This is a genomic window from Serratia sp. H1w (assembly GCF_000633355.1).
In the GTDB taxonomy this organism is placed as follows: domain Bacteria; phylum Pseudomonadota; class Gammaproteobacteria; order Enterobacterales; family Enterobacteriaceae; genus Chania.
This window is the reverse complement of sequence record NZ_AYMQ01000094.1, coordinates 101,035-125,851: the sequence shown is the minus strand read 5'-3', so window position 1 is coordinate 125,851 and position 24,817 is coordinate 101,035. Positions and strand designations below refer to the sequence as shown.

19 protein-coding genes are annotated in these 24,817 nt (G+C 55.3%); 17 read left to right on the top strand and 2 right to left on the bottom strand.

Annotation, left to right across the window (positions count from 1 at the left end):
• The first annotated feature begins 53 nt into the window (after window positions 1-53).
• The 3 genes from tal to U869_RS0121460 all read left to right on the top strand — a co-directional run bounded on the left by tal (window position 54) and on the right by U869_RS0121460 (window position 3,142).
• Entirely contained in the window at window positions 54-1,007 is a 954-nt protein-coding gene (gene tal / locus U869_RS0121470) for a transaldolase (RefSeq protein ID WP_025120438.1), read from the top strand.
• Window positions 1,008-1,133: 126 nt separating this feature from the next.
• Window positions 1,134-1,721: a molybdopterin adenylyltransferase gene (gene mog, locus U869_RS0121465; protein WP_025120439.1), complete on the top strand. Its 588-nt coding sequence runs from the start codon at window positions 1,134-1,136 to the stop codon at window positions 1,719-1,721.
• 128 nt (window positions 1,722-1,849) lie between these two features.
• Window positions 1,850-3,142, top strand: a complete 1,293-nt coding sequence (locus U869_RS0121460; protein ID WP_025120440.1) for an MFS transporter — start codon at window positions 1,850-1,852, stop codon at window positions 3,140-3,142.
• Between the two features lie 68 nt (window positions 3,143-3,210).
• Here the strand turns inward: U869_RS0121460 and satP are convergent, their stop codons facing one another.
• Window positions 3,211-3,810 (bottom strand): acetate uptake transporter, encoded by a 600-nt coding sequence (gene satP / locus U869_RS0121455; protein WP_025120441.1) that lies wholly within the window; start codon window positions 3,808-3,810, stop codon window positions 3,211-3,213.
• 324 nt (window positions 3,811-4,134) lie between these two features.
• Here satP and dnaK point away from each other — a divergent pair, with 324 nt between their 5' ends.
• From dnaK to nhaR, 4 genes are all read left to right on the top strand, one after another.
• Window positions 4,135-6,051 (top strand): molecular chaperone DnaK, encoded by a 1,917-nt coding sequence (gene dnaK, locus U869_RS0121450; RefSeq protein WP_025120442.1) that lies wholly within the window; start codon window positions 4,135-4,137, stop codon window positions 6,049-6,051.
• A gap of 105 nt (window positions 6,052-6,156) precedes the next feature.
• Window positions 6,157-7,287 carry a molecular chaperone DnaJ gene (dnaJ, locus tag U869_RS0121445; RefSeq protein ID WP_025120443.1) on the top strand — a complete coding sequence of 377 codons (1,131 nt, stop codon included), beginning with the start codon at window positions 6,157-6,159 and terminating at the stop codon, window positions 7,285-7,287.
• A gap of 243 nt (window positions 7,288-7,530) precedes the next feature.
• Entirely contained in the window at window positions 7,531-8,697 is a 1,167-nt protein-coding gene (gene nhaA / locus U869_RS0121440) for a Na+/H+ antiporter NhaA (protein WP_025120444.1), read from the top strand.
• A gap of 178 nt (window positions 8,698-8,875) precedes the next feature.
• A complete protein-coding gene (nhaR, locus tag U869_RS0121435) occupies window positions 8,876-9,775 on the top strand; it encodes a transcriptional activator NhaR (protein ID WP_021179255.1) in 900 nt (299 codons plus the stop codon).
• 66 nt (window positions 9,776-9,841) lie between these two features.
• On the opposite strand, the gene rpsT is transcribed toward nhaR, so the two are convergent.
• Complete coding sequence (gene rpsT, locus U869_RS0121430) at window positions 9,842-10,105, bottom strand: 30S ribosomal protein S20 (RefSeq protein ID WP_024483576.1); 264 nt, start codon at window positions 10,103-10,105, stop codon at window positions 9,842-9,844.
• Between the two features lie 435 nt (window positions 10,106-10,540).
• On the opposite strand from rpsT, the gene ribF reads away from it, so the two are divergent.
• The 10 genes from ribF to kefC all read left to right on the top strand — a co-directional run bounded on the left by ribF (window position 10,541) and on the right by kefC (window position 24,806).
• Complete coding sequence (ribF, locus tag U869_RS0121425; RefSeq protein WP_025120445.1) at window positions 10,541-11,479, top strand: bifunctional riboflavin kinase/FAD synthetase; 939 nt, start codon at window positions 10,541-10,543, stop codon at window positions 11,477-11,479.
• Window positions 11,480-11,509: 30 nt separating this feature from the next.
• Window positions 11,510-14,326, top strand: a complete 2,817-nt coding sequence (gene ileS, locus U869_RS0121420; RefSeq protein WP_025120446.1) for an isoleucine--tRNA ligase — start codon at window positions 11,510-11,512, stop codon at window positions 14,324-14,326.
• Between the two features lie 13 nt (window positions 14,327-14,339).
• Complete coding sequence (gene lspA, locus U869_RS0121415) at window positions 14,340-14,846, top strand: signal peptidase II (RefSeq protein WP_025120447.1); 507 nt, start codon at window positions 14,340-14,342, stop codon at window positions 14,844-14,846.
• A 1-nt stretch (window position 14,847) separates the two neighbouring features.
• Window positions 14,848-15,318, top strand: a complete 471-nt coding sequence (fkpB, locus tag U869_RS0121410; protein ID WP_025120448.1) for an FKBP-type peptidyl-prolyl cis-trans isomerase — start codon at window positions 14,848-14,850, stop codon at window positions 15,316-15,318.
• The gene (gene ispH / locus U869_RS0121405; protein WP_025120449.1) at window positions 15,299-16,252 is read left to right on the top strand and encodes a 4-hydroxy-3-methylbut-2-enyl diphosphate reductase; all 954 of its coding nucleotides are present in this window, start codon (window positions 15,299-15,301) and stop codon (window positions 16,250-16,252) included. The genes fkpB and ispH overlap by 20 nt, the downstream gene beginning before the upstream one ends.
• A gap of 302 nt (window positions 16,253-16,554) precedes the next feature.
• Window positions 16,555-17,376, top strand: a complete 822-nt coding sequence (gene dapB / locus U869_RS0121400; RefSeq protein ID WP_025120450.1) for a 4-hydroxy-tetrahydrodipicolinate reductase — start codon at window positions 16,555-16,557, stop codon at window positions 17,374-17,376.
• Between the two features lie 468 nt (window positions 17,377-17,844).
• Entirely contained in the window at window positions 17,845-18,993 is a 1,149-nt protein-coding gene (carA, locus tag U869_RS0121395) for a glutamine-hydrolyzing carbamoyl-phosphate synthase small subunit (protein ID WP_025120451.1), read from the top strand.
• Between the two features lie 18 nt (window positions 18,994-19,011).
• A complete protein-coding gene (gene carB, locus U869_RS0121390) occupies window positions 19,012-22,233 on the top strand; it encodes a carbamoyl-phosphate synthase large subunit (protein WP_025120452.1) in 3,222 nt (1,073 codons plus the stop codon).
• Between the two features lie 166 nt (window positions 22,234-22,399).
• Window positions 22,400-22,960 (top strand): glutathione-regulated potassium-efflux system oxidoreductase KefF, encoded by a 561-nt coding sequence (gene kefF, locus U869_RS0121385; protein ID WP_025120453.1) that lies wholly within the window; start codon window positions 22,400-22,402, stop codon window positions 22,958-22,960.
• Entirely contained in the window at window positions 22,953-24,806 is a 1,854-nt protein-coding gene (kefC, locus tag U869_RS0121380; RefSeq protein ID WP_025120454.1) for a glutathione-regulated potassium-efflux system protein KefC, read from the top strand. The genes kefF and kefC overlap by 8 nt, the downstream gene beginning before the upstream one ends.
• Window positions 24,807-24,817: the final 11 nt, after the last annotated feature.

Genomic DNA, 24,817 nt, shown 5'->3' with positions numbered 1-24,817 from the left:
GCATGGTTGAACGATGCCAAAAGTTCATGCACAAACGATGAGATAATGCCAACATGACCGATAAATTAACGTCCCTACGCCAGCTGACTACGGTAGTTGCGGATACGGGTGATATCGCTGCAATGAAGCTATATCAACCGCAAGATGCCACCACCAACCCTTCGCTGATCCTCAACGCAGCGCAAATTCCTGAATACCGTAAACTGATCGATGAAGCCATTGCCTGGGCTCGTGAGCAGAGCAGCGATCGCGATCAGCAGGTTGCCGATGCCGCAGACAAGCTGGCCGTCAACATTGGTCTGGAGATCCTGAAACTGGTACCGGGCCGCATTTCCACCGAAGTGGACGCCCGCCTGTCTTATGACACTGAAGCCAGCGTCGCCAAAGCCAAGCGCCTGATCAAACTGTACAACGAAGCCGGCATCAGCAATGACCGCATTCTGATCAAACTGGCCTCTACCTGGCAGGGCATCCGTGCGGCAGAGCGCCTGGAAAAAGAAGGCATCAACTGTAACCTGACGTTGCTGTTCTCCTTCGCTCAGGCGCGTGCTTGTGCCGAAGCTGGCGTGTACCTGATCTCGCCGTTTGTTGGCCGTATTCTTGACTGGTACAAAGCCAATGGCGACAAGAAAGAGTTCGCCCCACACGAAGATCCGGGCGTAGTTTCCGTGTCCGAAATTTATCAGTACTACAAGCAGCACGGCTATGAAACCGTGGTGATGGGCGCCAGCTTCCGTAACGTGGGTGAAATCATCGAACTGGCGGGCTGCGATCGTCTGACCATTGCACCTGCACTGCTGAAAGAACTGGCAGAGAGCGAAGGCGCACTGGAACGTAAACTGTCTTATACTGGCGAAGTGAAAGCGCGCCCGGCACCGCTGACCGAGTCTGAGTTCTACTGGCAGCATAATCAGGATCCAATGGCAGTTGAGAAACTGACCGACGGTATCCGCAAGTTTGCCGTAGACCAGGGCAAGCTGGAAAAAATGATCGCCGACCTGCTGTAATAGCGGCAAGCAATCAGCATAGAAGGTGGCTCCGGCCACCTTTTTTTATGCCTGAATGCCGCAAAACCCCTATACTCCCGTCATTAATCTCCCTTGGGAAACCGGGGCATCAGACAGAGGTAAAATATGGATACATTACGCATTGGTTTGGTTTCTATTTCGGACCGCGCTTCTGGGGGCATTTATCAGGATAAAGGGATCCCGGCGCTGGAAGAGTGGCTGGGCAATGCCCTGGCGACGCCGTTCACGCTGGAAACCAGGCTGATCCCCGACGAGCAGACGCTGATTGAACATACACTGTGCGAGCTGGTGGATGAAATGGGTTGCCATCTGGTGTTGACTACCGGCGGCACTGGCCCGTCCCGACGTGACGTGACTCCCGATGCCACGCTGGCGATTGCCGATCGGGTGATGCCTGGTTTTGGCGAGCAAATGCGCCAAATCAGCCTACACTATGTGCCAACGGCGATCCTTTCACGCCAGGTTGGGGCGATCCGCAAACAGGCGTTGATCATCAACCTGCCGGGGCAACCTAAATCGATTAAGGAAACGCTGGAAGGGGTGAAAGACGCAGCAGGCCAGGTGGTGGTACACGGTATTTTTGCCAGCGTGCCTTATTGCATCCAACTGCTCGAAGGCCCCTATGTCGAGACGCATGAGGCGGTGGTAGCAGCATTTCGTCCCAAGAATGCGCGCCGCGAGATAAATCTCTAAATTTCAGCAATCTGCGGGATAACCTTCAGCGCATCTGGTGTGAAAGTATTTTGCCGTTATAGTAAGGAACTTTTTACAGTAAGCCATTACGCTTTCTGTGTCTTCCCTGTTTCCACAAACGGTAACTTATGCATCACGATAATAATCGCCGGCTTAACCGGCAAGATTATAAGACTCTGACGTTGGCTGCCCTGGGCGGCGCGTTGGAGTTTTATGACTTCATCATCTTTGTTTTCTTTGCCGCAGTTATGGGGGATCTGTTCTTCCCGGCTGATATGCCTGAATGGCTGCGTCAGGTGCAGACCTTCGGTATTTTTGCGGCGGGCTATCTGGCTCGGCCTCTGGGCGGCATTATCATGGCGCACTTCGGTGATCTGGTTGGCCGTAAAAAGATGTTCAGCTTGAGCATCTTGCTGATGGCGTTACCGACACTGGCGATGGGGATGCTGCCAACCTATGCCAGTATCGGCATTGCCGCACCATTACTGCTGCTGTTGATGCGGGTACTGCAAGGCGCGGCTATCGGTGGTGAAGTTCCTGGTGCCTGGGTGTTTGTGGCGGAGCATGTGCCGCGCAAACGTATTGGATTTGCCTGTGGCACGCTCACGGCTGGCCTGACGGCCGGTATCCTGCTCGGCTCGCTGGTTGCCACCATCATCAACACCACGCTCAGCCAACAGGCCATTCATGACGGTGGCTGGCGTATTCCGTTCTTCCTGGGCGGCATCTTCGGTCTGTTTGCCATGTATCTGCGCCGCTGGTTGCAGGAAACCCCCATCTTTATCGAGATGCAGGCGCGTAAAGCGTTGGCAGAAGAGTTACCGCTGAAATCAGTGGTGATGAATCATCGCAAAGAGATCGTGGTTTCGATGCTGCTGACCTGGCTGCTATCGGCAGGTATTGTGGTGGTGATCCTGATGACGCCAACCTATCTGCAAAAGCAGTTTGGCATAGCTCCAGCGTTGTCACTGCAAGCTAACAGCATCGCCATCATCTTTTTGTTTGCCGGGTGTATTACTTCCGGATCATTGGCGGATCGCTTTGGCGCCAGCAAAACCTTTATCGTCGGCAGCTTGCTGTTGGCTGGGTGCAGCTGGCTGTTCTATCAGTCGGTGGGGACCCATCCTGAAATGCTGTTTGCTACCTACGCGCTGGTTGGCTTTAGTGTAGGAATTGTCGGTGCGGTACCTTACGTGATGGTGCGGGCTTTCCCGGCGGAAGTGCGATTTACCGGGATTTCGTTCTCATATAACGTGGCATACGCGATTTTTGGCGGTCTAACCCCGATATTCGTCACGCTGATCATGAAGTTAACCCCGTTAGCGCCCGCTTACTATGTATTGGCGTTATCGGCGATCGGCCTACTGCTGGGGATCTACCTGCGCAATGATTTGAACAGTGAAAAGCCGGTGTTGAATTAAGCGATTTTCGGTCAATAAAAAGCCCTGGGGTTTATCACCACAGGGCTTTTTTTATATTGGAACGGTTATCAGGCAGTGACGGCTACAGGTTTTGCCTGCTGCACTTCCACCGGACCAATGGGCAGCACGGTGCGGCCCAACTGTTCGTTGATCACTTCTGCCATGGCCAGATAAATGGCGCTGGCACCACAGATGATGCCTTCGTAACCGGCGAACGTCAGGATCGCGTGGTTACCGGTGATGTTGCCGACCGCCAACAGGGCGAACAGCAATGTCAGGCTGGCAAACACGAACTGCAACCCGCGGTTGGTGCGCAGCGTTCCGAAGAACATGAACAGGGTGAAGACGCCCCACAGTGCCAGATAGATGCCGAGGACGTTTGCGTCGGTCGGTTCTGCCAGGCCCATGCGTGGCAGCAACAGGATGCCTACCAGGCTCAGCCAGAAGCAACCGTAAGAGGTGAAGGCGGTCAAGCCGAAGGTGTTGCCTTTCTTGAATTCAAGAAGACCGGCAAAAATCTGAGCCATGCCACCGAAGAAAATCCCCATACTGATGATGACGGAAGTCAGTGGGAAGAAGCCCGCGTTGTGCAGGTTCAGCAAGACGGTAGTCATCCCGAAGCCCATCAGACCCAGGGGGCCGGGATTTGCCAACTTGTTGGAGTGCATATGTCCTCTGCGATAACAGAATTGTAACGAAAATGGATAGGTAATTTAATAATTGGTCTGAATGGCCGAAAAACCCATAACTTCCATCAGAGCGCGCGGCATCATAATGATCCCCACGTCAGGAAACAATGATCTGACTGCTGATTAAAACGAAATTTTTTTTGCCCTGCCCCTTGATGCTGGTGTGGATGGCCCCATCTTATTGGCAACCGCAGTTGCTGACCGCGGGTAACACTGAGATGCCGGGCAGTTGAAAAGCAAAAAAACGCCCGCATATAAGTTAGCAACCTGACCGATTATGAATTTATTAGTGGAGATGTTTAGATGGGCAAAATCATTGGTATCGACCTGGGTACAACCAACTCTTGTGTAGCAATTATGGATGGTGGCAAGGCGCGCGTGTTGGAGAACGCCGAAGGCGATCGCACCACACCTTCAATCATCGCATATACCCAGGATGGTGAAATTCTGGTTGGCCAGCCTGCTAAGCGTCAGGCTGTTACTAACCCACAAAACACCCTGTTTGCGATCAAGCGCCTGATTGGCCGTCGCTTCCAGGATGAAGAAGCACAGCGTGACAAAGCTATCATGCCTTACAACATCGTCGCTGCCGATAACGGTGACGCCTGGTTGGAAGTGAAAGGCCAGAGAATGGCTCCTCCGCAGATCTCTGCGGAAGTGCTGAAAAAGATGAAGAAAACGGCGGAAGATTACCTGGGTGAGCCGGTAACTGAAGCGGTTATCACCGTTCCAGCCTACTTCAACGATGCTCAGCGTCAGGCAACCAAAGACGCCGGCCGTATCGCGGGTCTGGAAGTGAAACGTATCATCAACGAACCTACTGCTGCTGCCCTGGCTTACGGCCTGGACAAAGAAGTAGGCAACCGCACCATCGCAGTTTATGACCTGGGTGGCGGTACTTTCGATATCTCAATCATTGAGATCGACGACGTTGATGGTGAAAAAACCTTCGAAGTTCTGGCGACCAACGGTGATACCCACCTGGGTGGTGAAGACTTCGACAGCCGCCTGATCAACTATCTGGTGGAAGAGTTCAAGAAAGAGCAGGGCATGGATCTGCGCAACGATCCGCTGGCGATGCAGCGTCTGAAAGAAGCCGCTGAAAAAGCCAAGATCGAGCTGTCTTCTGCTCAACAGACCGACGTCAACCTGCCGTACATCACTGCGGATGGCAGCGGTCCAAAACACATGAACATCAAAGTGACCCGTGCAAAACTCGAGTCGCTGGTAGAAGATCTGGTGGCCCGTTCTATCGAGCCGCTGAAAGTGGCACTGAAAGACGCAGGCCTGTCGGTTTCTGACATTCAGGACGTGATCCTGGTTGGTGGTCAGACCCGTATGCCTATGGTTCAGAAGAAAGTTGCTGACTTCTTCGGTAAAGAACCACGTAAAGACGTTAACCCGGACGAAGCAGTGGCCGTAGGTGCTGCGGTTCAGGGCGGTGTGTTGGCCGGTGATGTGAAAGACGTATTGCTGCTGGACGTTACCCCACTGTCACTGGGTATCGAAACCATGGGCAGCGTGATGACGCCGCTGATCACCAAAAACACCACTATCCCGACCAAGCACAGCCAGGTGTTCTCTACTGCCGAAGACAACCAGGCAGCGGTGACCATCCACGTGCTGCAGGGTGAGCGCAAGCGTGCCAGCGATAACAAGTCACTGGGTCAGTTCAACCTGGACGGCATCCAGCCGGCACCACGCGGTATGGCGCAGATCGAAGTTACCTTCGATATCGACGCCGATGGTATTCTGCACGTGTCTGCGAAAGACAAGAATACCGGCCGTGAGCAGAAGATCACCATCAAGGCATCTTCTGGTCTGAACGAAGAAGAAATCCAGAAAATGGTACGCGATGCTGAAGTGAACGCTGAAGCTGACCGTAAGTTCGAAGAACTGGTGCAGACTCGTAACCAGGCGGATCACCTGATCCACGGTACCCGTAAGCAGTTGGAAGAAGCGGGCGAGCAACTGCCTGCCGAAGACAAAACGGCTATCGAGAGCGCACTGAAAGATCTGGAAGTCGCGGCGAAAGGCGAAGACAAAGCCGAAATCGAAGCGAAAACCCAGGCTCTGGTGCAGGTTTCCGGCAAGTTGATGGAAATGGCCCAGGCTCAGGCGCAGCAGGCTCCAGGTGCTGATGCTGGTGCAGACAACGCGGCGCAGAAAGATGACGACGTGGTTGACGCCGAGTTCGAAGAAGTGAAAGACAAAAAATAATAGCCCTTAAGCGGGCACGGTGCGGCCACAGGCCGTAACCGGAAACCAGCACGGGCGTCGAGGCAACTCTACGCCCGTGCACGCATGTTAAGGGTAAGAGAAATAATGGCGAAGAGAGATTATTACGAGGTGCTCGGCGTAGCCAAAACGGCGGACGAGCGCGAAATCAAAAAGGCGTATAAGCGCCTGGCGATGAAGTACCATCCCGATCGTAATCAGGAAAAAGACGCCGAAAGCCAGTTTAAAGAGGTCAAGGAAGCCTACGAGATCCTGACCGACGATCAAAAACGTGCTGCCTACGATCAATACGGCCATGCTGCTTTTGAGCAAGGTGGCATGGGCGGTGGTGGTGGCTTTGGTGGCGGCGGTGCCGACTTCAGCGACATCTTTGGCGATGTGTTTGGCGATATCTTTGGTGGCGGGCGCCGCCAACGTGCCAGCCGTGGATCCGATTTGCGTTACAACATGGATCTGACGCTCGAAGAAGCCGTACGCGGTGTGACCAAAGAGATCCGTATTCCAACGCTGGAAGAGTGTGATGTCTGCCACGGCAACGGTGCCAAACCGGGCAGTTCGCCGGTCACCTGTCCGACCTGCCATGGTCAGGGCCAGGTGCAGATGCGCCAAGGGTTCTTCACCGTGCAGCAGGCTTGTCCGCACTGTCACGGGCGTGGTCAGATCATCAAGGATCCTTGCAACAAGTGTCACGGTCATGGCCGCGTAGAGAAGTCCAAAACCCTGTCGGTGAAAATCCCGGCGGGTGTGGATACCGGCGATCGTATCCGCTTGGCGGGTGAGGGTGAAGCTGGTGAGCACGGTGCACCGGCAGGCGATCTGTACGTTCAGGTTCAGGTGAAAGCTCACCCGATCTTCGAGCGTGAAGGCAATAACCTGTACTGCGAAGTGCCGATCAACTTTGCTATGGCCGCACTGGGTGGCGAGATTGAAGTGCCAACGCTGGATGGTCGCGTCAAGCTGAAGGTTCCGGCGGAAACCCAAACCGGCAAACTGTTCCGCATGCGTGGCAAAGGGGTGAAATCGGTACGAGGTGGCAGCCAGGGTGACCTGCTGTGCCGCGTGGTGGTAGAAACTCCGGTAAGCCTGAACGAGAAGCAGAAGCAGCTGCTCAAAGAGCTGGAAGTGAGCCTGGGTGGCCCTTCTGGTGACAAGAACAGCCCGCGTTCGAAAAGCTTCTTCGACGGCGTGAAAAAGTTTTTTGACGATCTGACTCGTTAATCAACATTCTCAGCGCGTCAATTATCAACCCCGGCTTGCCAAAGCCGGGGTTTTTCTTTGTAGCCAGTCATAAATCGATACCCCCTACTAAGAATGTGACTTATAATTGGTATTGTTCGGTTTTTTCGAGTTATTTTGCATTTATAAACTGATTTTTTCGATGTTATTCCTCGCTTATACTTGTGGTCTTGTCTGGAAACCTCGGCGTTATGACGCCGGGCAATTATTCTGGAGTGACGTACTGTGACTACTATTATTCGTCAATTTCTGCGTCAGGAAGCCGCTGGTGGCATCATTCTGATCGCTGCCGCCGTGGTGGCTCTGATCATGGCTAATACCCCCGCCCAGGGGCTGTATCAGGCTTTCCTCAACCTGCCGGTAGCGGTTAGTATCGCCTCGCTGGAGATCGCCAAACCGTTGCTGCTGTGGATTAACGACGGGCTGATGGCCATCTTCTTCCTGGTGGTAGGGCTGGAGGTTAAGCGCGAGCTGTTGCAAGGCTCGCTGGCTGGGCGTGACAAGGCCATCTTCCCGGCGATTGCTGCCCTGGGCGGCATGTTGGCTCCGGCGCTGATCTATCTGCTGTTCAACGGTGCCGATGAAGTGACTCGCCAAGGCTGGGCTATCCCGGCGGCAACGGATATTGCCTTCGCCTTGGGTGTGATGGCCTTACTGGGTAACCGCGTGCCGACCAGCCTGAAAGTGTTTTTGCTGGCCTTGGCAATTATTGATGACCTCGGGGTCATTATCATTATCGCGCTGTTCTATACCCATCAGGTCTCGATGGCGGCGCTGGGCGTTGCGGCTGCAGCGATCGCGGTATTGGCTTGGATGAACTGGCGGGGCGTGGGCAAAACCTCGCTGTATATGATGGTTGGATTGGTGCTGTGGGTGGCGATCCTCAAGTCCGGCGTTCATGCGACGTTGGCGGGGGTGATTGTCGGCTTTATGATCCCGCTGAATGCCAAGAGTGAGCCTTCACCCTCCGAAACATTGGAGCATGAGCTGCACCCTTGGGTCGCCTTCCTGATCCTGCCGCTGTTTGCCTTTGCCAACGCCGGCGTGCCGTTGCAAGGGGTTTCCCTGAGCGGGCTGACTTCACTGTTGCCGCTGGGGATTGCCGCTGGGTTGTTTATCGGTAAGCCGCTGGGAATTTTCGTTTTCTGCTGGTTGGCGGTGAAGCTGGGGATCGCTCGTTTGCCGCAGGATATCGGCTTTAAGCAGGTGTTTGCCGTGGCGGTGCTGTGTGGTATTGGTTTCACCATGTCGATCTTTATTGCCTCACTGGCCTTCGCCGATGCGGATGTGGCTCTCATTACCTATGCCAAATTAGGCATACTATTGGGATCGACCAGTGCTGCGGTAGTAGGTTACGGCCTGCTGCGTTTAACATTACCTCGCAGCCGATAACCTGTATGGTTAATCCCTTGTTGATAAAGGGGTATTATAATCGTAGTGACAGCGCGGCTTTATCCGCCGCGCTGTACTTGGGATAAGATGACTTTGCGTTGTCTGAAATTAACGATAGGGAGTTTGTCGCTCATCACGGCAGACCGTTTGCCGATGAGAAACCTAAGGAGAGAACGTTTTGAGAATGTCTCATATCAACTTTAACCATCTGTATTACTTCTGGCAGGTCTGCAAGGAGGGGTCGGTCGTCGGTGCGGCAGAAGCCCTGTTCCTCACGCCGCAGACCATCACCGGCCAAATCAAGGCGTTGGAAGAGCGGCTCAACGGCAAGCTGTTCAAACGTCAGGGGCGCGGATTGGTGCCTTCCGAGCTGGGCCAACTGGTGTTCCGCTATGCCGACAAGATGTTTATGCTCAGCCAGGAAATGCTGGATATCGTCAACTACCGCAAGGAGTCCAACCTGCTGTTTGACGTTGGCGTCGCGGATGCGCTATCCAAACGGCTGGTCAGCCAGGTATTGGAAACGGCGGTGGTGGTGGATAACGAACAAATTCACCTGCGCTGCTTTGAATCTACCCATGAGATGCTGCTGGAGCAACTGAGCCAGCATAAGCTGGATATGATCCTGTCGGACTGCCCGGTCGACTCCAGCCAGCAGGAAGGGCTGTTTTCGCTGAAGCTGGGCGAGTGTGGGGTCAGTTTCTTCTGCCGTCAGCCGATACCCGATTTGCCGTTCCCCGCCTGTTTGGAGCAGCGCCGCTTGCTGATCCCGGGAAGGCGTTCGATGTTGGGGCGCAAATTGCTCAACTGGTTCAACACTCAGGGTATCAAGGTCGAGATCCTAGGGGAGTTTGACGATGCGGCCCTGATGAAGGCTTTTGGTCTGTACCACAATGCCATCTTCGTGGCGCCAACGCTGTATGCGCTGGATACCTATAGCGATGATGACGTGGTAGAAATCGGGCGGGTGGACAGCGTGCAGGAAGAGTATTACATCATTTTTGCCGAGAGAATGATCCAGCATCCGGCGGTACAGCGGGTATGCAACAAGGACTTCTCGGCGCTGTTCGCGCTGTAAGCTTGAATTTCAGGCGTAAAAAAACCGGCCGAGGCCGGTTTTTTTAACAAGCACACAACGTAATGCTTATTGCATTGCGTTGATACGCGCAGTCAGGTTCGACTTATGGCGCGCAGCTTTGTTTTTGTGGATCAGGCCTTTAGCTGCCTGGCGATCCACAAGTGGTTGCATTACGAGGAATGCGTTTTGTGCTGCGTCTTTGTCGCCAGCTGCGATAGCTGCGTCAACCTTCTTAATGAAGGTACGCACCATTGAGCGACGGCTAGCGTTATGCTTGCGACGTTTCTCAGACTGTATGGCGCGTTTCTTAGCTGATTTGATATTAGCCAAGGTCCAACTCCCAAATATATATATTGAGGACAATTCAAAGGTCGAGGAATATGCCCTTTTAGCCTTCGTTTGTCAATGGATTTGTGCAAATAAGCGCCGTTTGTACGGGCGGCACTTGCTACGTTGTGATGGCGCAGGATTTTACCAGCTTCAGCCATGGGAATACAGTGTTTCGCGAGAAAAATCGCCATGTGATTTGCATCACAGTCTGCAAGCTGTTGGTCGTGGTGGGTTATCCCCCGTCTTTCAAGCTTCTGCCCGAGGGCAAGCTTGATATCAGTCGGCCAATATACCACGCATTGGGCCAGATAAACGGTGGTTTAGGCGATTATCCTCCGGTATGGTATGACTATTACATCAAAGGAACCAATCGCGGGTTAACCTTAACCGCTGTACAAGGTATAATCCGCCGATTTCCACTGTGTTGGGCCAGCTATGCAGCTAATTCGCGGCATCCATAATATCCGTGCACGCCACCGTGGCTGCGTGCTTACCATCGGCAACTTTGACGGCGTCCATCGCGGTCATAAGGCGCTGTTGGGGCAGTTGAAGCAGGAAGGACGACGCCTGGGGCTACCGGTGATCGTCATGATCTTTGAGCCACAGCCGCTGGAACTGTTTGCCGCGGATAAGGCTCCGGCCCGCCTCACGCGTTTGCGTGACAAGGCTAAATACCTGGCACAGGCCGGGGTTGATTACCTGTTATGCGTCAAGTTTGATCCCCGCTTTGCCGCCCACACCGCCCAGGCATTCGTTGCCGAGCTGCTGGTCGAAAAACTGGGGGTAAAATTCCTGATGGTGGGGGATGATTTCCGCTTTGGTGCTGGTCGCCAGGGGGATTTCCCACTGTTACAGCTTGCCGGGCAAGAATTCGGCTTTGAGGTGGTCAGCACGCCAAGCTTCCGCGAAGGCGAGCTGCGCATCAGCAGTACCGCCATCCGCAATGCGCTGCGTGATGACGATTTGCCGCTGGCAGAAACCCTACTGGGGAATCCTTACAGTATTTCCGGGCGCGTAGTGCATGGCGATGAACTGGGGCGAACCATCGGTTTCCCAACCGCCAACCTGCCGCTCAAACGCCTGGTTGCCCCGGTTAAAGGGGTCTATGCGGTCGATGTTTATGGCCTGGGCCCCGAGCCTTTACCGGGCGTGGCCAATATCGGCACCCGCCCGACGGTGGCAGGCATACGTCAGCAGTTGGAAGTGCATTTGCTGGACGTAACTATGGATCTTTACGGGCGCCACTTGGATGTGGTGCTGCGCGCAAAATTGCGCAATGAACAGCGTTTTGCTTCGCTCGATGCGCTAAAGCAGCAAATCGCCAATGATGTGGTGACGGCCCGGGCGTTCTTCGGGCTACAGACACCGGTTTAATCTACGAACCGAAACGAGATCGAGAATCTAATGAGTGACTACAAGAATACCCTGAACTTGCCGGAAACAGGGTTCCCGATGCGTGGCGATCTCGCCAAGCGTGAACCTGGCATGCTCGCACGTTGGTATGAACAGGATCTGTACGGGATCATTCGTGCCGCCAAAAAGGGCAAGAAATCCTTCATTCTGCATGACGGCCCTCCGTATGCGAATGGCAGCATTCACATTGGTCACTCGGTAAACAAGATCCTCAAAGACATTATCATCAAGTCAAAAGGGATGGCTGGCTTTGATTCGCCTTACGTTCCAGGCTGGGACTGTCACGGTCTGCCTATCGAACTGAAGGTTGAGCAACTGTATGGCAAACCGGGTGAGAAACTGACACCGGCAGAATTCCGCCAGAAGTGTCGCGAATATGCTGCCGAGCAGGTTGAAGGCCAGAAGAAAGACTTTATCCGTCTGGGGGTACTGGGTGACTGGGATCGCCCTTACCTGACCATGAATTTTAAAACCGAAGCCAACATCATCCGTGCATTGGGCAAGATCATCAGCAATGGTCATCTGCTCAAAGGCGCCAAGCCGGTGCACTGGTGTACGGACTGCGGTTCTTCCCTGGCGGAAGCGGAAGTTGAATATTACGACAAAACCTCGCCGTCCATCGACGTCGCGTTCCACGCGGTTGATGCCGCGGCGGTGGCCAGTAAGTTCGGCGTACACAACGTTAATGGTCCGATCTCCCTGGTGATCTGGACGACCACGCCGTGGACGTTACCGGCTAACCGTGCGATCTCGCTGAATGCAGAATTCGCTTACCAACTGGTGCAGATTGACGGCCAATGCGTGATCCTGGCTGCGGATCTGGTGGAAAGCGTGATGAAGCGCGCAGGCATTACTTCCTGGGCCGTGTTGGGCGACTGCAAAGGCAGCGATCTGGAACTGATGCGCTTTACCCATCCGTTCATGGGCTTTGACGTGCCAGCAATCCTGGGCGACCACGTTACGCTGGACGCCGGTACCGGTGCTGTACATACCGCACCTGGCCACGGCCCGGATGACTTCGTGATCGGCCAGAAATACGGCCTGGAAGTCGCCAACCCGGTTGGCCCGAACGGTTGCTACCTGACTGGCACCTATCCGACGCTGGACGGCAAGTTCGTCTTCAAGGCCAACGATCTGATCGTTGAGCTGCTGCGTGAGAAAGGCGCATTGCTGCACGTGGAAAAACTGCAACACAGCTACCCGTGCTGCTGGCGTCACAAAACGCCGATCATCTTCCGCGCTACGCCACAATGGTTTATCAGCATGGATCAGAAGGGCCTGCGTAAGCAGTCGCTGGAAGAGATCAAAGGCGTGCAGTGGATCCCTGATTGGGGCCAGGCACGTATCGAAACCATGGTCGCTAACCGCCCGGACTGGTGTATCTCACGTCAGCGTACCTGGGGCGTGCCAATGTCCCTGTTCGTGCACAAAGAGACCGAGCAGCTTCATCCACGCAGCGTAGAGCTGATGGAAGAAGTGGCCAAGCGCGTTGAACAAGATGGGATCCAGGCCTGGTGGGATCTGGATGCTGCCGATATCCTCGGTGCCGATGCAGCCGATTATGTGAAAGTGCCAGATACGCTGGACGTGTGGTTCGACTCCGGTTCGACCCATTCTTCAGTGGTTGATGTGCGTCCAGAATTCAACGGCCACTCTGCCGACATGTATCTGGAAGGCTCCGACCAACACCGTGGCTGGTTCATGTCATCGCTGATGATCTCAACCGCCATGAAGGACAAAGCGCCTTACAAAGAAGTGCTGACCCACGGCTTTACCGTCGATGGCCAGGGCCGCAAAATGTCCAAGTCGATCGGCAACACCGTCAGCCCGCAGGACGTGATGAACAAGCTGGGTGGCGACATTCTGCGTCTGTGGGTGGCTTCTACCGACTACACCGGCGAGATTGCGGTTTCCGACGAGATCCTCAAGCGTGCTGCCGATTCTTATCGCCGCATCCGTAACACCGCGCGTTTCCTGCTGGCTAACCTGAACGGGTTTGATCCAAGCACCGACTGCGTGGCACCGGAAGAGATGGTGGTCCTGGATCGCTGGGCCGTGGGCCGAGCATTGGCTGCACAGCAGGATATCGAGCAGGCGTATGCCAGCTACGACTTCCACGAAGTGGTGCAGCGCCTGATGCAGTTCTGCTCGGTGGAAATGGGGTCCTTCTATCTGGACATCATTAAAGACCGTCAGTACACCGCGAAAAGCGACAGCGTTGCCCGCCGCAGCTGCCAGACCGCCCTGTTCCACATTGCAGAAGCGCTGGTCCGCTGGATGGCACCGATCATGTCGTTTACCGCCGATGAAATCTGGGCCTTCCTGCCAGGCAAGCGCGCGCAATACGTCTTTACCGAAGAATGGTACGACGGCCTGTTCGGGCTGGCAGAGGGCGAAGGCATGAACGATGCGTTCTGGGCCGATCTGCTGAAAGTACGTGGCGAAGTGAACAAGGTGCTGGAACAGGCGCGTGCAGACAAGCACATTGGTGGTTCGTTGGAGGCGGCGGTTACGCTGTACGCCGATAGCGATCTGGCAGCACGTCTGAACAGCCTGCAAGATGAACTGCGTTTTGTGCTGCTGACCTCATCGGCCAGCGTGGCACCGATTGCGGATGCTCCGGCAGATGCGCAGCCAAGCGAACTGTTGAAAGGGCTGAAAATTGCGTTCAGCAAAGCGGATGGTGAGAAGTGCCCGCGCTGCTGGCATTACACCACCGATGTCGGCCAGGTGGCGGAGCACGCAGAACTCTGCGGCCGCTGTGTGACCAACGTAGCCGGTGACGGCGAAAAACGTAACTTTGCCTGAGAACAAGCGCCTGATGAGTAGACCGATAAGTTCGACCGGCTTGCGCTGGCTATGGCTGGTAGTGGTGGTGCTGGCGCTGGATTTTTTCAGCAAACAGTGGATCCTGAGTAACTTCGTGCTGGGCCAGACCCAGCCGTTGTTCCCGTCAATCAACCTGTACTACGCCCGTAACTACGGTGCGGCGTTCAGTTTCCTGGCGGATCACGGCGGCTGGCAGCGCTGGTTCTTTGCCGGTATTGCGATCGCCATCGTGGTGGTGCTGCTGGTGATGATGTATCGCAGTAGCGCCCAGCAGAAGCTGAACAATATCGCCTATGCCTTTATTATCGGCGGGGCGCTCGGCAACCTGTTTGATCGCCTGTGGCATGGCTTTGTGGTCGATTTCATCGACTTTTATATTGGCAACTGGCATTACCCCACCTTCAATCTGGCGGACAGCTTTATCTGCGTCGGTGCCGCCATGATTGTGCTGGAAGGGTTCTTGCCGGCGAAGAAAAGTGTCAAGAGCGAAGGTAAGTGATATGACGGCTCAGGTTAACGGCAACAGCGCAGTATTAGTGCACTTTACGCTAAAACTGGCAGATGGAACGACCGCTGAATCAACCCAGGGAAATGGCAAACCGGCGCTGTTCCGCCTAGGTGATGGCAGCCTGTCTGCTCCGCTGGAACAGCAGTTGATCGGTCTGCGGGCTGGGGACAAGTGTGCGTTTAGCTTGCAACCGGAAGCGGCGTTTGGCGCGGAGAACCCGGATCTGATCCAGTTCTTCTCGCGCCGTGACTTCAACGAGACCGGTGTACCGGATGTCGGCACCATCATGCTGTTTACCGCCGTTGACGGTAGTGAAATGCCTGGTGTGGTGCGTGAAGTGACGGAAGACTCGATCACCGTTGATTTCAACCATCCGCTGGCGGGGCACCCGGTGACCTTCGATATCGAAGTGCTGGAGATCGATCCGCAGCAGGAGGACGCGCATGCAAATATTGCTGGCTAACCCGCGCGGCTTTTGTGCCGGGGTCGATCGTGCGATCAGCATTGTAGAACGTGCGCTGGAGATTTACGGCGCACCGATTTACGTGCGTCACGAAGTGGTGCATAACCGCTACGTGGTCGAAAGCCTGCGTGAGCGTGGTGCGGTATTTATCGAAGAGATCGCGGAAGTGCCGGATGGCTCGATCCTGATCTTTTCCGCCCACGGAGTCTCACAGGCAGTTCGTGCCGAGGCCAAAGCCCGCGATCTGACCATGCTGTTCGATGCCACCTGCCCGTTGGTGACCAAGGTGCATATGGAAGTGGCCCGTGCCAGCCGTAAGGGCACCGAGGCCATCCTGATTGGCCACGCCGGGCATCCGGAAGTGGAAGGCACCATGGGCCAGTACAGCAACCCTCAGGGGGGCATGTATCTGGTGGAGTCGCCGGAAGATGTCTGGCAGTTGCAGGTGAAGAATGAGCGTAACCTGTGCTTTATGACGCAGACCACCTTATCGGTGGACGATACTTCCGACGTGATCGATGCGTTGCGTAAGCGTTTCCCAGAGATTATCGGGCCACGCAAGGACGATATCTGTTACGCCACGACCAACCGTCAGGAAGCGGTGCGCAGTTTGGCAGGTGACGCCGATGTGGTACTGGTGGTGGGGTCGAAGAACTCCTCTAACTCCAACCGCCTGGCCGAACTTGCCCAGCGAGTGGGTAAACCGGCCTATTTGATCGACTCGGCGGCGGACATTCAAGAGTCCTGGCTGAAAGACGCCAGCAACATTGGTGTCACTGCCGGGGCCTCTGCGCCGGACGTGCTGGTTCAGGACGTTATCAGCCGCTTGAAAGCGTTGGGTGGTAAAGACGTGCATGAGATCAGCGGCCGCGAAGAGAACATCGTGTTTGAAGTGCCGAAAGAACTGCGCATGGATATCAAGCAGATCGACTGAGTACCAGAAAGTGACTAAACAACGGGGAGCTAAGGCTCCCCGTTTTGCATTCTAGCTCGCAGAAACCACAAAAAACCGCCTTATCGCCATTCAACGTAATGCATAAATCGTGCATGATTATGTCTATTGCGCCGTTGGCATTAATCGGGTAATTGTTAATCAATTGACAGCGTTACTGATGAAATGCTCGGGGTATCATTATTTTCTAATCCCCTGACAAATCCTCTGGCAGTCACAAGGTGGGCCAGTTACCCTGAACTTATAGCCGAGGATCGGCTTTTGACCATAAAAGAGAGCGAAGTATGACTGATTCACAAATCCGCATCGCGATTGCGGGTTCCGGTGGCCGCATGGGGCGCCAGTTGATCCAGGCCGTGCAGCAGGCACAGGGCGTGGTATTGGGGGCAGCGTTGGAGCGCCCGGGTTCTAGCCTGGTTGGTACCGATGCCGGTGAACTGGCCGGCGTTGGCCCTCTGGGTGTCACCGTCAGCGATAACCTGGAAAAGGTCGTCAATGATTTCGATATCCTGATCGACTTCACCCGTCCGGAAGGCACCCTGGCCCATCTGGCATTTTGCGTCGCCCACGGTAAAGCCATGGTGATCGGTACCACCGGTTTTGATGATGCAGGCAAAGCGGCTATCCAGGCCGCAGCGCAGCAGATTGGCATCGTGTTCGCCGCCAACTTCAGCGTGGGCGTCAACGTGATGCTCAAGCTGCTGGAAAAAGCGGCCAAGGTAATGGGCGATTATACCGATATCGAAATTGTCGAAGCTCACCACCGCCACAAGGTGGATGCCCCTTCAGGGACAGCGTTAGCCATGGGTGAGGTGATTGCCGGTGCTTTGGGGCGCGATCTGAAAGAGTGCGCGGTCTATGAACGCGTGGGTTATACCGGTGAGCGCGATCCAAAGAGTATCGGCTTTGCCACCATTCGTGCCGGAGATATTGTGGGTGAACATACCGCCATATTTGCCGATATTGGCGAGCGGGTAGAGATCACCCATAAAGCCTCCAGCCGCATGACGTTTGCCAATGGCGCGGTGCGTGCCGCATCCTGGATCTCAAACCAGCAAAACGGGCTGTTTGATATGCGCGATGTGCTTGGATTAGACCAGCTATAGTTTCTTGAACACCATCGTGATGTGGTTGTGTTTGTCATAATGCTATGATAATCGGACAATAATTTTATTGTCCTTTTTTTAACATGAAAAATGATGACTACGATGCAGTTTTAATTCGTTATCGTTATTTTTACATGTTATCTATCCCGTTTCTTGCTTTTGTTCTCACCTTTATTGCTCGCGGCTCCGATTTAAGCTGTTTTAAGCTATTTTTTCTGTCACTGTGTCTCGCAACCGTTTACTCGTCCAAGTTTGCTGCTGTTTTTGTGCCTGTGACCCCCTTTAAACCCTGAGGTCAGCAAAAATAATAGAAAAAATGGCAGTTTGGCTAGACAAGCGGGACACTCATCATTAAAATGCGCCCAATTTGCCAAAAATTGGCCTTGAGGGCGGTTTTTGCATTGATTTAGGGTGTGAAATATGAATTAATATGCAAATATTGTGATTGATTATTCCTCGGAGGGTGTTTTGATTAAGTCAGCGCTATTGGTTCTGGAAGACGGAACCCAATTCCACGGTCGGGCCATCGGGGCAGAAGGTACGGCAGTAGGGGAAGTGGTCTTCAATACGTCGATGACCGGCTATCAAGAAATCCTCACCGATCCTTCCTACTCCCGCCAGATTGTTACTCTTACTTATCCCCATATCGGTAATGTCGGCACCAATGATGCCGATGCTGAATCCTCCGCAGTTCATGCTCAAGGCCTGGTCATCCGCGACCTGCCACTGATTGCCAGCAACTACCGCAACGAAATGGGCCTGGCCGATTACCTCAAGCGTCACAACATCGTGGCGATTGCCGATATCGATACCCGCAAGCTGACCCGCCTGCTGCGTGAAAAAGGCGCACAGAATGGCTGCATCATCGCGGGCGACCTGACCGATGCCGAACTGGCGCTGCAAAAAGCCAAGGCTTTCCCTGGTCTGAAGGGCATGGATCTGGCGAAAGAGGTCACCACCAAGGAAGCTTACGCCTGGCAACAGGGGAGTTGGACGCTGGAAGGCGATTTGCCGGAGGCCAAACCTGCAGGCGAACTGCCTTACCATGTCGTGGCCTACGATTACGGTGCCAAGCGTAATATCCTGCGTATGCTGGTAGATCGCGGCTGCCGCCTGACCGTGGTGCCAGCGCAAACCCCTGCGGAAGAGGTGCTGAAAATGGCGCCAGACGGCATCTTCCTGTCCAACGGCCCTGGTGACCCGGAGCCTTGCGATTACGCCATCACCGCCATCAAACGCTTCCTGGAAACCGATATCCCGGTATTTGGTATCTGCCTGGGCCATCAGCTGCTGGCACTGGCTAGCGGTGCCAAGACCATGAAGATGAAGCTCGGCCACCACGGTGGTAACCACCCGGTGAAAGATCTGGATAACAACACCGTGATGATCACCGCGCAGAACCACGGCTTTGCCGTTGATGAAAATAATCTGCCGAGCACGCTGCGCATCACGCACAAATCCCTGTTTGACCACACGGTGCAGGGCATCCATCGTACCGATAAAGCCGCGTTCAGCTTCCAGGGCCATCCGGAAGCCAGCCCAGGCCCGCACGATGCCGCGCCGCTGTTCGATCACTTTATCGAACTGATTGAGACTTACCGTAGCAACGCCAAATAATCAGGAGCCAGAAAAGCCATGCCAAAACGTACAGATATAAAAAGCATCCTGATCCTCGGCGCTGGCCCGATCGTTATCGGCCAGGCGTGTGAATTTGACTACTCCGGTGCCCAGGCGTGTAAAGCGCTGCGCGAAGAAGGTTACCGCGTGGTGCTGGTCAACTCGAACCCGGCCACCATCATGACCGACCCGGAAATGGCCGATGCTACCTACATCGAACCCATTCACTGGGAAGTGGTACGTAAAATCATTGAGAAAGAGCGCCCGGATGCGGTGTTGCCAACCATGGGCGGGCAAACCGCGCTGAACTGTGCGTTGGAACTGGAACGTCAGGGCGTACTGGCCGAGTTTGGCGTCACCATGATTGGCGCTACCGCCGATGCCATCGATAAAGCCGAAGACCGTCGCCGTTTCGATATCGCCATGAAGAAAATTGGCCTGGATACGGCGCGTTCCGGCATCGCCCATAATATGGAAGAAGCGTTGGCGGTGGCTGCCGATGTGGGCTTCCCTTGTATTATCCGTCCATCGTTCACCATGGGCGGCAGCGGCGGCGGTATCGCCTACAACCGCGAAGAGTTCGAAGAGATTTGCGAACGTGGTCTGGATCTGTCACCGACCAAAGAGCTGCTGATTGACGAATCGCTGATCGGCTGGAAAGAGTACGAGATGGAGGTGGTGCGCGATAAGAATGACAACTGCATCATCGTCTGCTCGATCGAAAACATCGATGCGATGGGCATCCATACCGGTGACTCCATCACCGTCGCCCCGGCGCAGACCCTGACCGACAAAGAATACCAAATCATGCGCAACGCCTCGATGGCGGTGCTGCGTGAGATCGGCGTGGAAACCGGTGGTTCCAACGTGCAGTTCTCGGTGAACCCGAAGACCGGCCGCCTGATCGTGATTGAAATGAACCCGCGCGTATCCCGTTCATCGGCGCTGGCCTCGAAAGCCACCGGCTTCCCGATTGCCAAAATCGCCGCCAAGCTGGCGGTGGGCTACACCCTTGATGAGCTGATGAACGACATCACCGGTGGCCGTACGCCAGCCTCCTTTGAGCCTTCCATTGACTATGTCGTGACCAAGATCCCGCGCTTCAACTTTGAGAAGTTTGCTGGTGCCAACGATCGCCTGACTACCCAGATGAAGTCAGTCGGTGAAGTGATGGCGATTGGCCGCACCCAGCAGGAATCGTTGCAGAAGGCGTTACGCGGCCTGGAAGTGGGCGCGACCGGCTTCGATCCTAAAGTGAGCCTGGACGATCCGGAAGCCTTGACCAAGATCCGCCGCGAACTGAAAGATGCTGGTTCAGATCGTATCTGGTACGTTGCCGATGCCTTCCGTGCTGGCCTGTCGGTCGATGGCGTATTCAACCTGACCAACATCGACCGCTGGTTCCTGGTACAGATTGAGGAGCTGGTGCGTCTGGAAGAGCAGGTTGCTGAAGCGGGCATCAATGGCCTGAACGCCAGCTTCCTGCGCACGCTCAAGCGTAAAGGCTTTGCCGATGCGCGTCTGGCCAAGCTGGCTGGCGTGGCGGAAAGCGAAATCCGCAAGCTGCGTCACAGCTTCAATATGCACCCGGTCTACAAGCGTGTGGACACCTGTGCGGCAGAATTTGCGACCGACACCGCCTACATGTACTCCACCTATGAAGACGAGTGCGAATCCAACCCGACCAGCGATCGTCCGAAAATCATGATCCTGGGCGGTGGCCCGAACCGTATCGGCCAGGGTATCGAGTTTGACTATTGCTGCGTACATGCTTCGCTGGCGCTGCGTGAAGACGGTTACGAGACCATCATGGTCAACTGTAACCCGGAAACCGTCTCTACCGACTACGACACCTCCGATCGCCTGTACTTCGAACCGGTCACGCTGGAAGACGTACTGGAAATCGTGCGTATCGAGAAACCAAAAGGCGTGATCGTGCAGTACGGCGGACAAACCCCGTTGAAACTGGCGCGTGAGCTGGAAGCGGCAGGCGTGCCGATTATCGGCACCAGCCCGGATGCGATTGACCGTGCCGAAGACCGTGAGCGTTTCCAGCAGGCGGTTAACCGTCTGGGTCTGAAGCAACCGGCCAACGCCACGGTGGCAACCATCGAACAGGCTGTTGAGAAAGCGGCCGGTATCGGTTATCCGCTGGTGGTGCGTCCTTCCTATGTGCTGGGTGGCCGTGCGATGGAAATCGTTTACGACGACATCGACCTGCGTCGCTACTTCCAGAACGCAGTCAGCGTGTCCAACGATGCGCCAGTGCTGCTGGATCGCTTCCTGGACGACGCGGTAGAAGTCGATGTGGATGCAATCTGCGACGGCGAGCGCGTGCTGATTGGCGGCATCATGGAACACATTGAGCAGGCTGGCGTCCACTCCGGTGACTCTGCTTGCTCACTGCCAGCATACACGCTGAGCAAAGAGATCCAGGACGTGATGCGCCAGCAGGTCGAAAAACTGGCGTTTGAGCTGCAAGTCCGTGGCCTGATGAACGTGCAGTTTGCGGTGAAGAACAACGAAGTCTACCTGATCGAAGTGAACCCACGTGCCGCGCGTACCGTGCCGTTCGTTTCCAAGGCTACCGGCGTAGCGCTGGCTAAAGTGGCGGCGCGCGTGATGGCCGGTAAATCACTGGCCGAACAGGGCGTGACCGAAGAGGTCATCCCGCCGTACTACTCCGTCAAGGAAGTGGTGCTGCCGTTCAACAAATTCCCAGGCGTTGACCCAATCCTTGGGCCAGAAATGCGCTCAACCGGTGAAGTGATGGGCGTGGGCCGCACCTTCGCCGAAGCCTTCTCCAAGGCGATGCTGGGCAGTAACTCTGGTATGAAGAAAGGCCGTGCGCTGCTGTCGGTGCGCGGTGGGGACAAGGCTCGCGTAGTGGATTTGGCCGCCAGCCTGCTTAAGCAAGGCTTTGAGCTGGATGCTACCCACGGCACTGCCGTCGTGCTGGGCGAAGCGGGGATTAACCCACGCCTGGTCAACAAGGTGCATGAAGGGCGTCCACACATTCAGGACCGCATCAAGAACGGCGAGTACACCTATATCGTTAACACCACGGCGGGGCGTCAGGCGATTGAAGATTCCAAGCTGATCCGCCGTAGTGCGCTGCAATATAAAGTGCACTACGACACCACGATGAACGGCGGCTTTGCCACTTCAATGGCGATGAAAGCAGACCCAACCGAGCAGGTGACTTCGGTACAGGAACTGCACGCGCGCATCAAAGGGTAAGGGCGTTACACGCTGTTTTGCCATCAAAGGACGGGATCGTATCCCGTCCTTTTCTTTTATCTTCATCAGCCAATTTGTACCAAGCCAATAAAAATTTCCGCTATTAATCCCTGCGTAAACCGTCAAGATATATGCTTGATGTATGACACCGCACGGCGAGAACCGCATGATCCTGATTATTTACGCCCATCCCTATCCCCGGCATTCCCATGCCAACCAACGGTTGCTACAGGCAGTAAAAGATATTCCCGGTGTTGAGGTTCGCGAGCTTTACGAACTGTATCCGGATTTCAACATCGATATCAGTGCCGAGCAGCGGGCACTGGAGCGGGCCGATATGGTGGTTTTGCAGCATCCGATGCAGTGGTACAGCATGCCACCGTTGCTGAAACTGTGGATCGACAAAGTCCTCGAACATGGCTGGGCCTATGGCCATGAGGGAAACGCTCTGGTTGGGAAAGATTGCCTGTGGGCGGTGACCAGCGGAGGAGATGAGCATCACTTTGCCTTGGGCGATTACCCCAACTTTGCTGCGCTGGGGCAGCCGCTACAGGCAACGGCGATTTACTGTGGTATGCAGTGGCAACCGTATTTTGCCGTACATAACACCTTTACCTGCAACGAGCCGGCCTTGATCGCCGCCGGGGAAGCCTATCGTCAGCGGTTGGTGCAGTATCTGATGGAACACAGCGAGCCAACGGTAGAGCAGGAGCCCGTCAATGGATAACCATGGCATGATGATTGAGGGTCTGATCTATCTGGGATCGGCCGGGCTGTTGGTGCCGATCGCCGTACGTCTGGGATTGGGGTCGGTGCTGGGCTATCTGATTGCGGGCTGCATCATTGGCCCTTGGGGGCTGAAGCTGGTTTCCGATCCTGAATCGATACTGACCTTTGCCGAGATCGGCGTGGTATTGATGTTGTTTATCATCGGACTGGAGCTGGATCCCCGGCGGCTATGGACGCTGCGAGCAGCGGTATTTGGCGGTGGCAGTATCCAGATGGTGGGCTGCGGGCTGGTGTTGAGTGCCTTCTGTTATTTCCTCGGTCTGAACTGGCAGGTTGCCTTGCTGATTGGTTTGACGCTGGCGCTATCCTCTACGGCGATCGCCATGCAGGCGATGAGCGAGCGTAACCTGACGCCTTCACCGATCGGCCGCAGCTCGTTTGCGGTGCTGTTGTTCCAGGACATTGCCGCTATTCCCCTGGTGGCGATGATCCCGCTATTGGCCAGCAGCGGTGTGGCCACGACGCTGGGTGCTTTTGTGTTTTCTGCCGCCAAGGTGGTGGGAGCGCTGGCGGTTGTCGTGCTGCTGGGGCGCTATGTGACCCGGCCTTTGCTGCACTTTGTGGCGCGTTCCGGCATGCGTGAAGTGTTCAGCGCCGTGGCGCTGTTCCTGGTGTTTGGTTTTGGCATTCTGCTGGAAATGGCCGGGCTGTCGATGGCGATGGGAGCCTTTCTGGCTGGCGTACTGTTGGCAAGCTCCGAATACCGTCATGCGTTGGAAAGCGATATCCAGCCGTTTAAGGGGCTGTTACTCGGGCTGTTCTTTATCGGTGTGGGAATGTCGATCGACTTTGGCACCTTGTTCCATCACCCGCTGCTGATTGCCTCGCTGCTGCTGGGCTTTATGCTGCTGAAGGCGGCGCTGCTGTGGTTGGTTGCCCCGATATTGGGAGTGCCCAAGCGTCAGCGCGGGCTGTTTGCCATTTTGCTGGGGCAGGGCAGTGAGTTTGCCTTTGTGATCTTCGGTGCGGCGCAGATGGCCGGTGTGTTGCCGCTGGAATGGGCTAAATCGCTGACGTTGGCGGTAGCGCTTTCGATGGCAGCCACGCCGCTGCTGCTGGTGATTGCCGCTCGCCTGGCCAAGAATGCCCCGCAAGATGAGCGCCCGGCAGACGTCATCGACGAAGAGAACGCCAGCGTGATCATCGCCGGCTTTGGACGTTTCGGCCAGATCGCTGGCCGTATGCTGCTGGCTAACGGCGTGCATACCGTGGTGCTGGATCACGATCCTGACCATATCGAAACGCTGCGTAAGTTCGGCACCAAGGTGTTTTATGGCGATGCGACGCGGGCCGACCTGTTGGAAGCGGCGGGAGCTGAACATGCCAAAATCCTGATTAACGCCATCGACGATGTGGAAGCCAACCTGCAATTGACGGAACTGGCCAAACGTCATTTCCCGCACCTGAAAGTGGTGGCGCGCGCTCGCGATGTCGATCACTGGTATCAACTGCGGCAACTGGGCGTGGAAAAACCCGCGCGGGAAACCTTCGAAAGCTCATTGCTGATCGGCAGGGAAACGCTTGAACTGCTGGGGCTGGACGCTTATGAAGCCCGTGAAAAGGCTGATACCTTCCGCCGCTATAACCTCAAGATGCTGGAGGAAACGCTGGAGAACTACCAGGATACCGAATTCCGCGTGGCCAGCCTGCAACGGGCTAAAGAGATGCTGACATCGGCCATCGAGCAGGATCAGTCACGCCTGTCTCACGTGCAGCAAAACGGTTGGCGCGGCAGCATTGATGGTAAGGCGCCAGAGGAAGAGGTGGTGGAAGCAAAAGGCTGAGAATTTGGCGA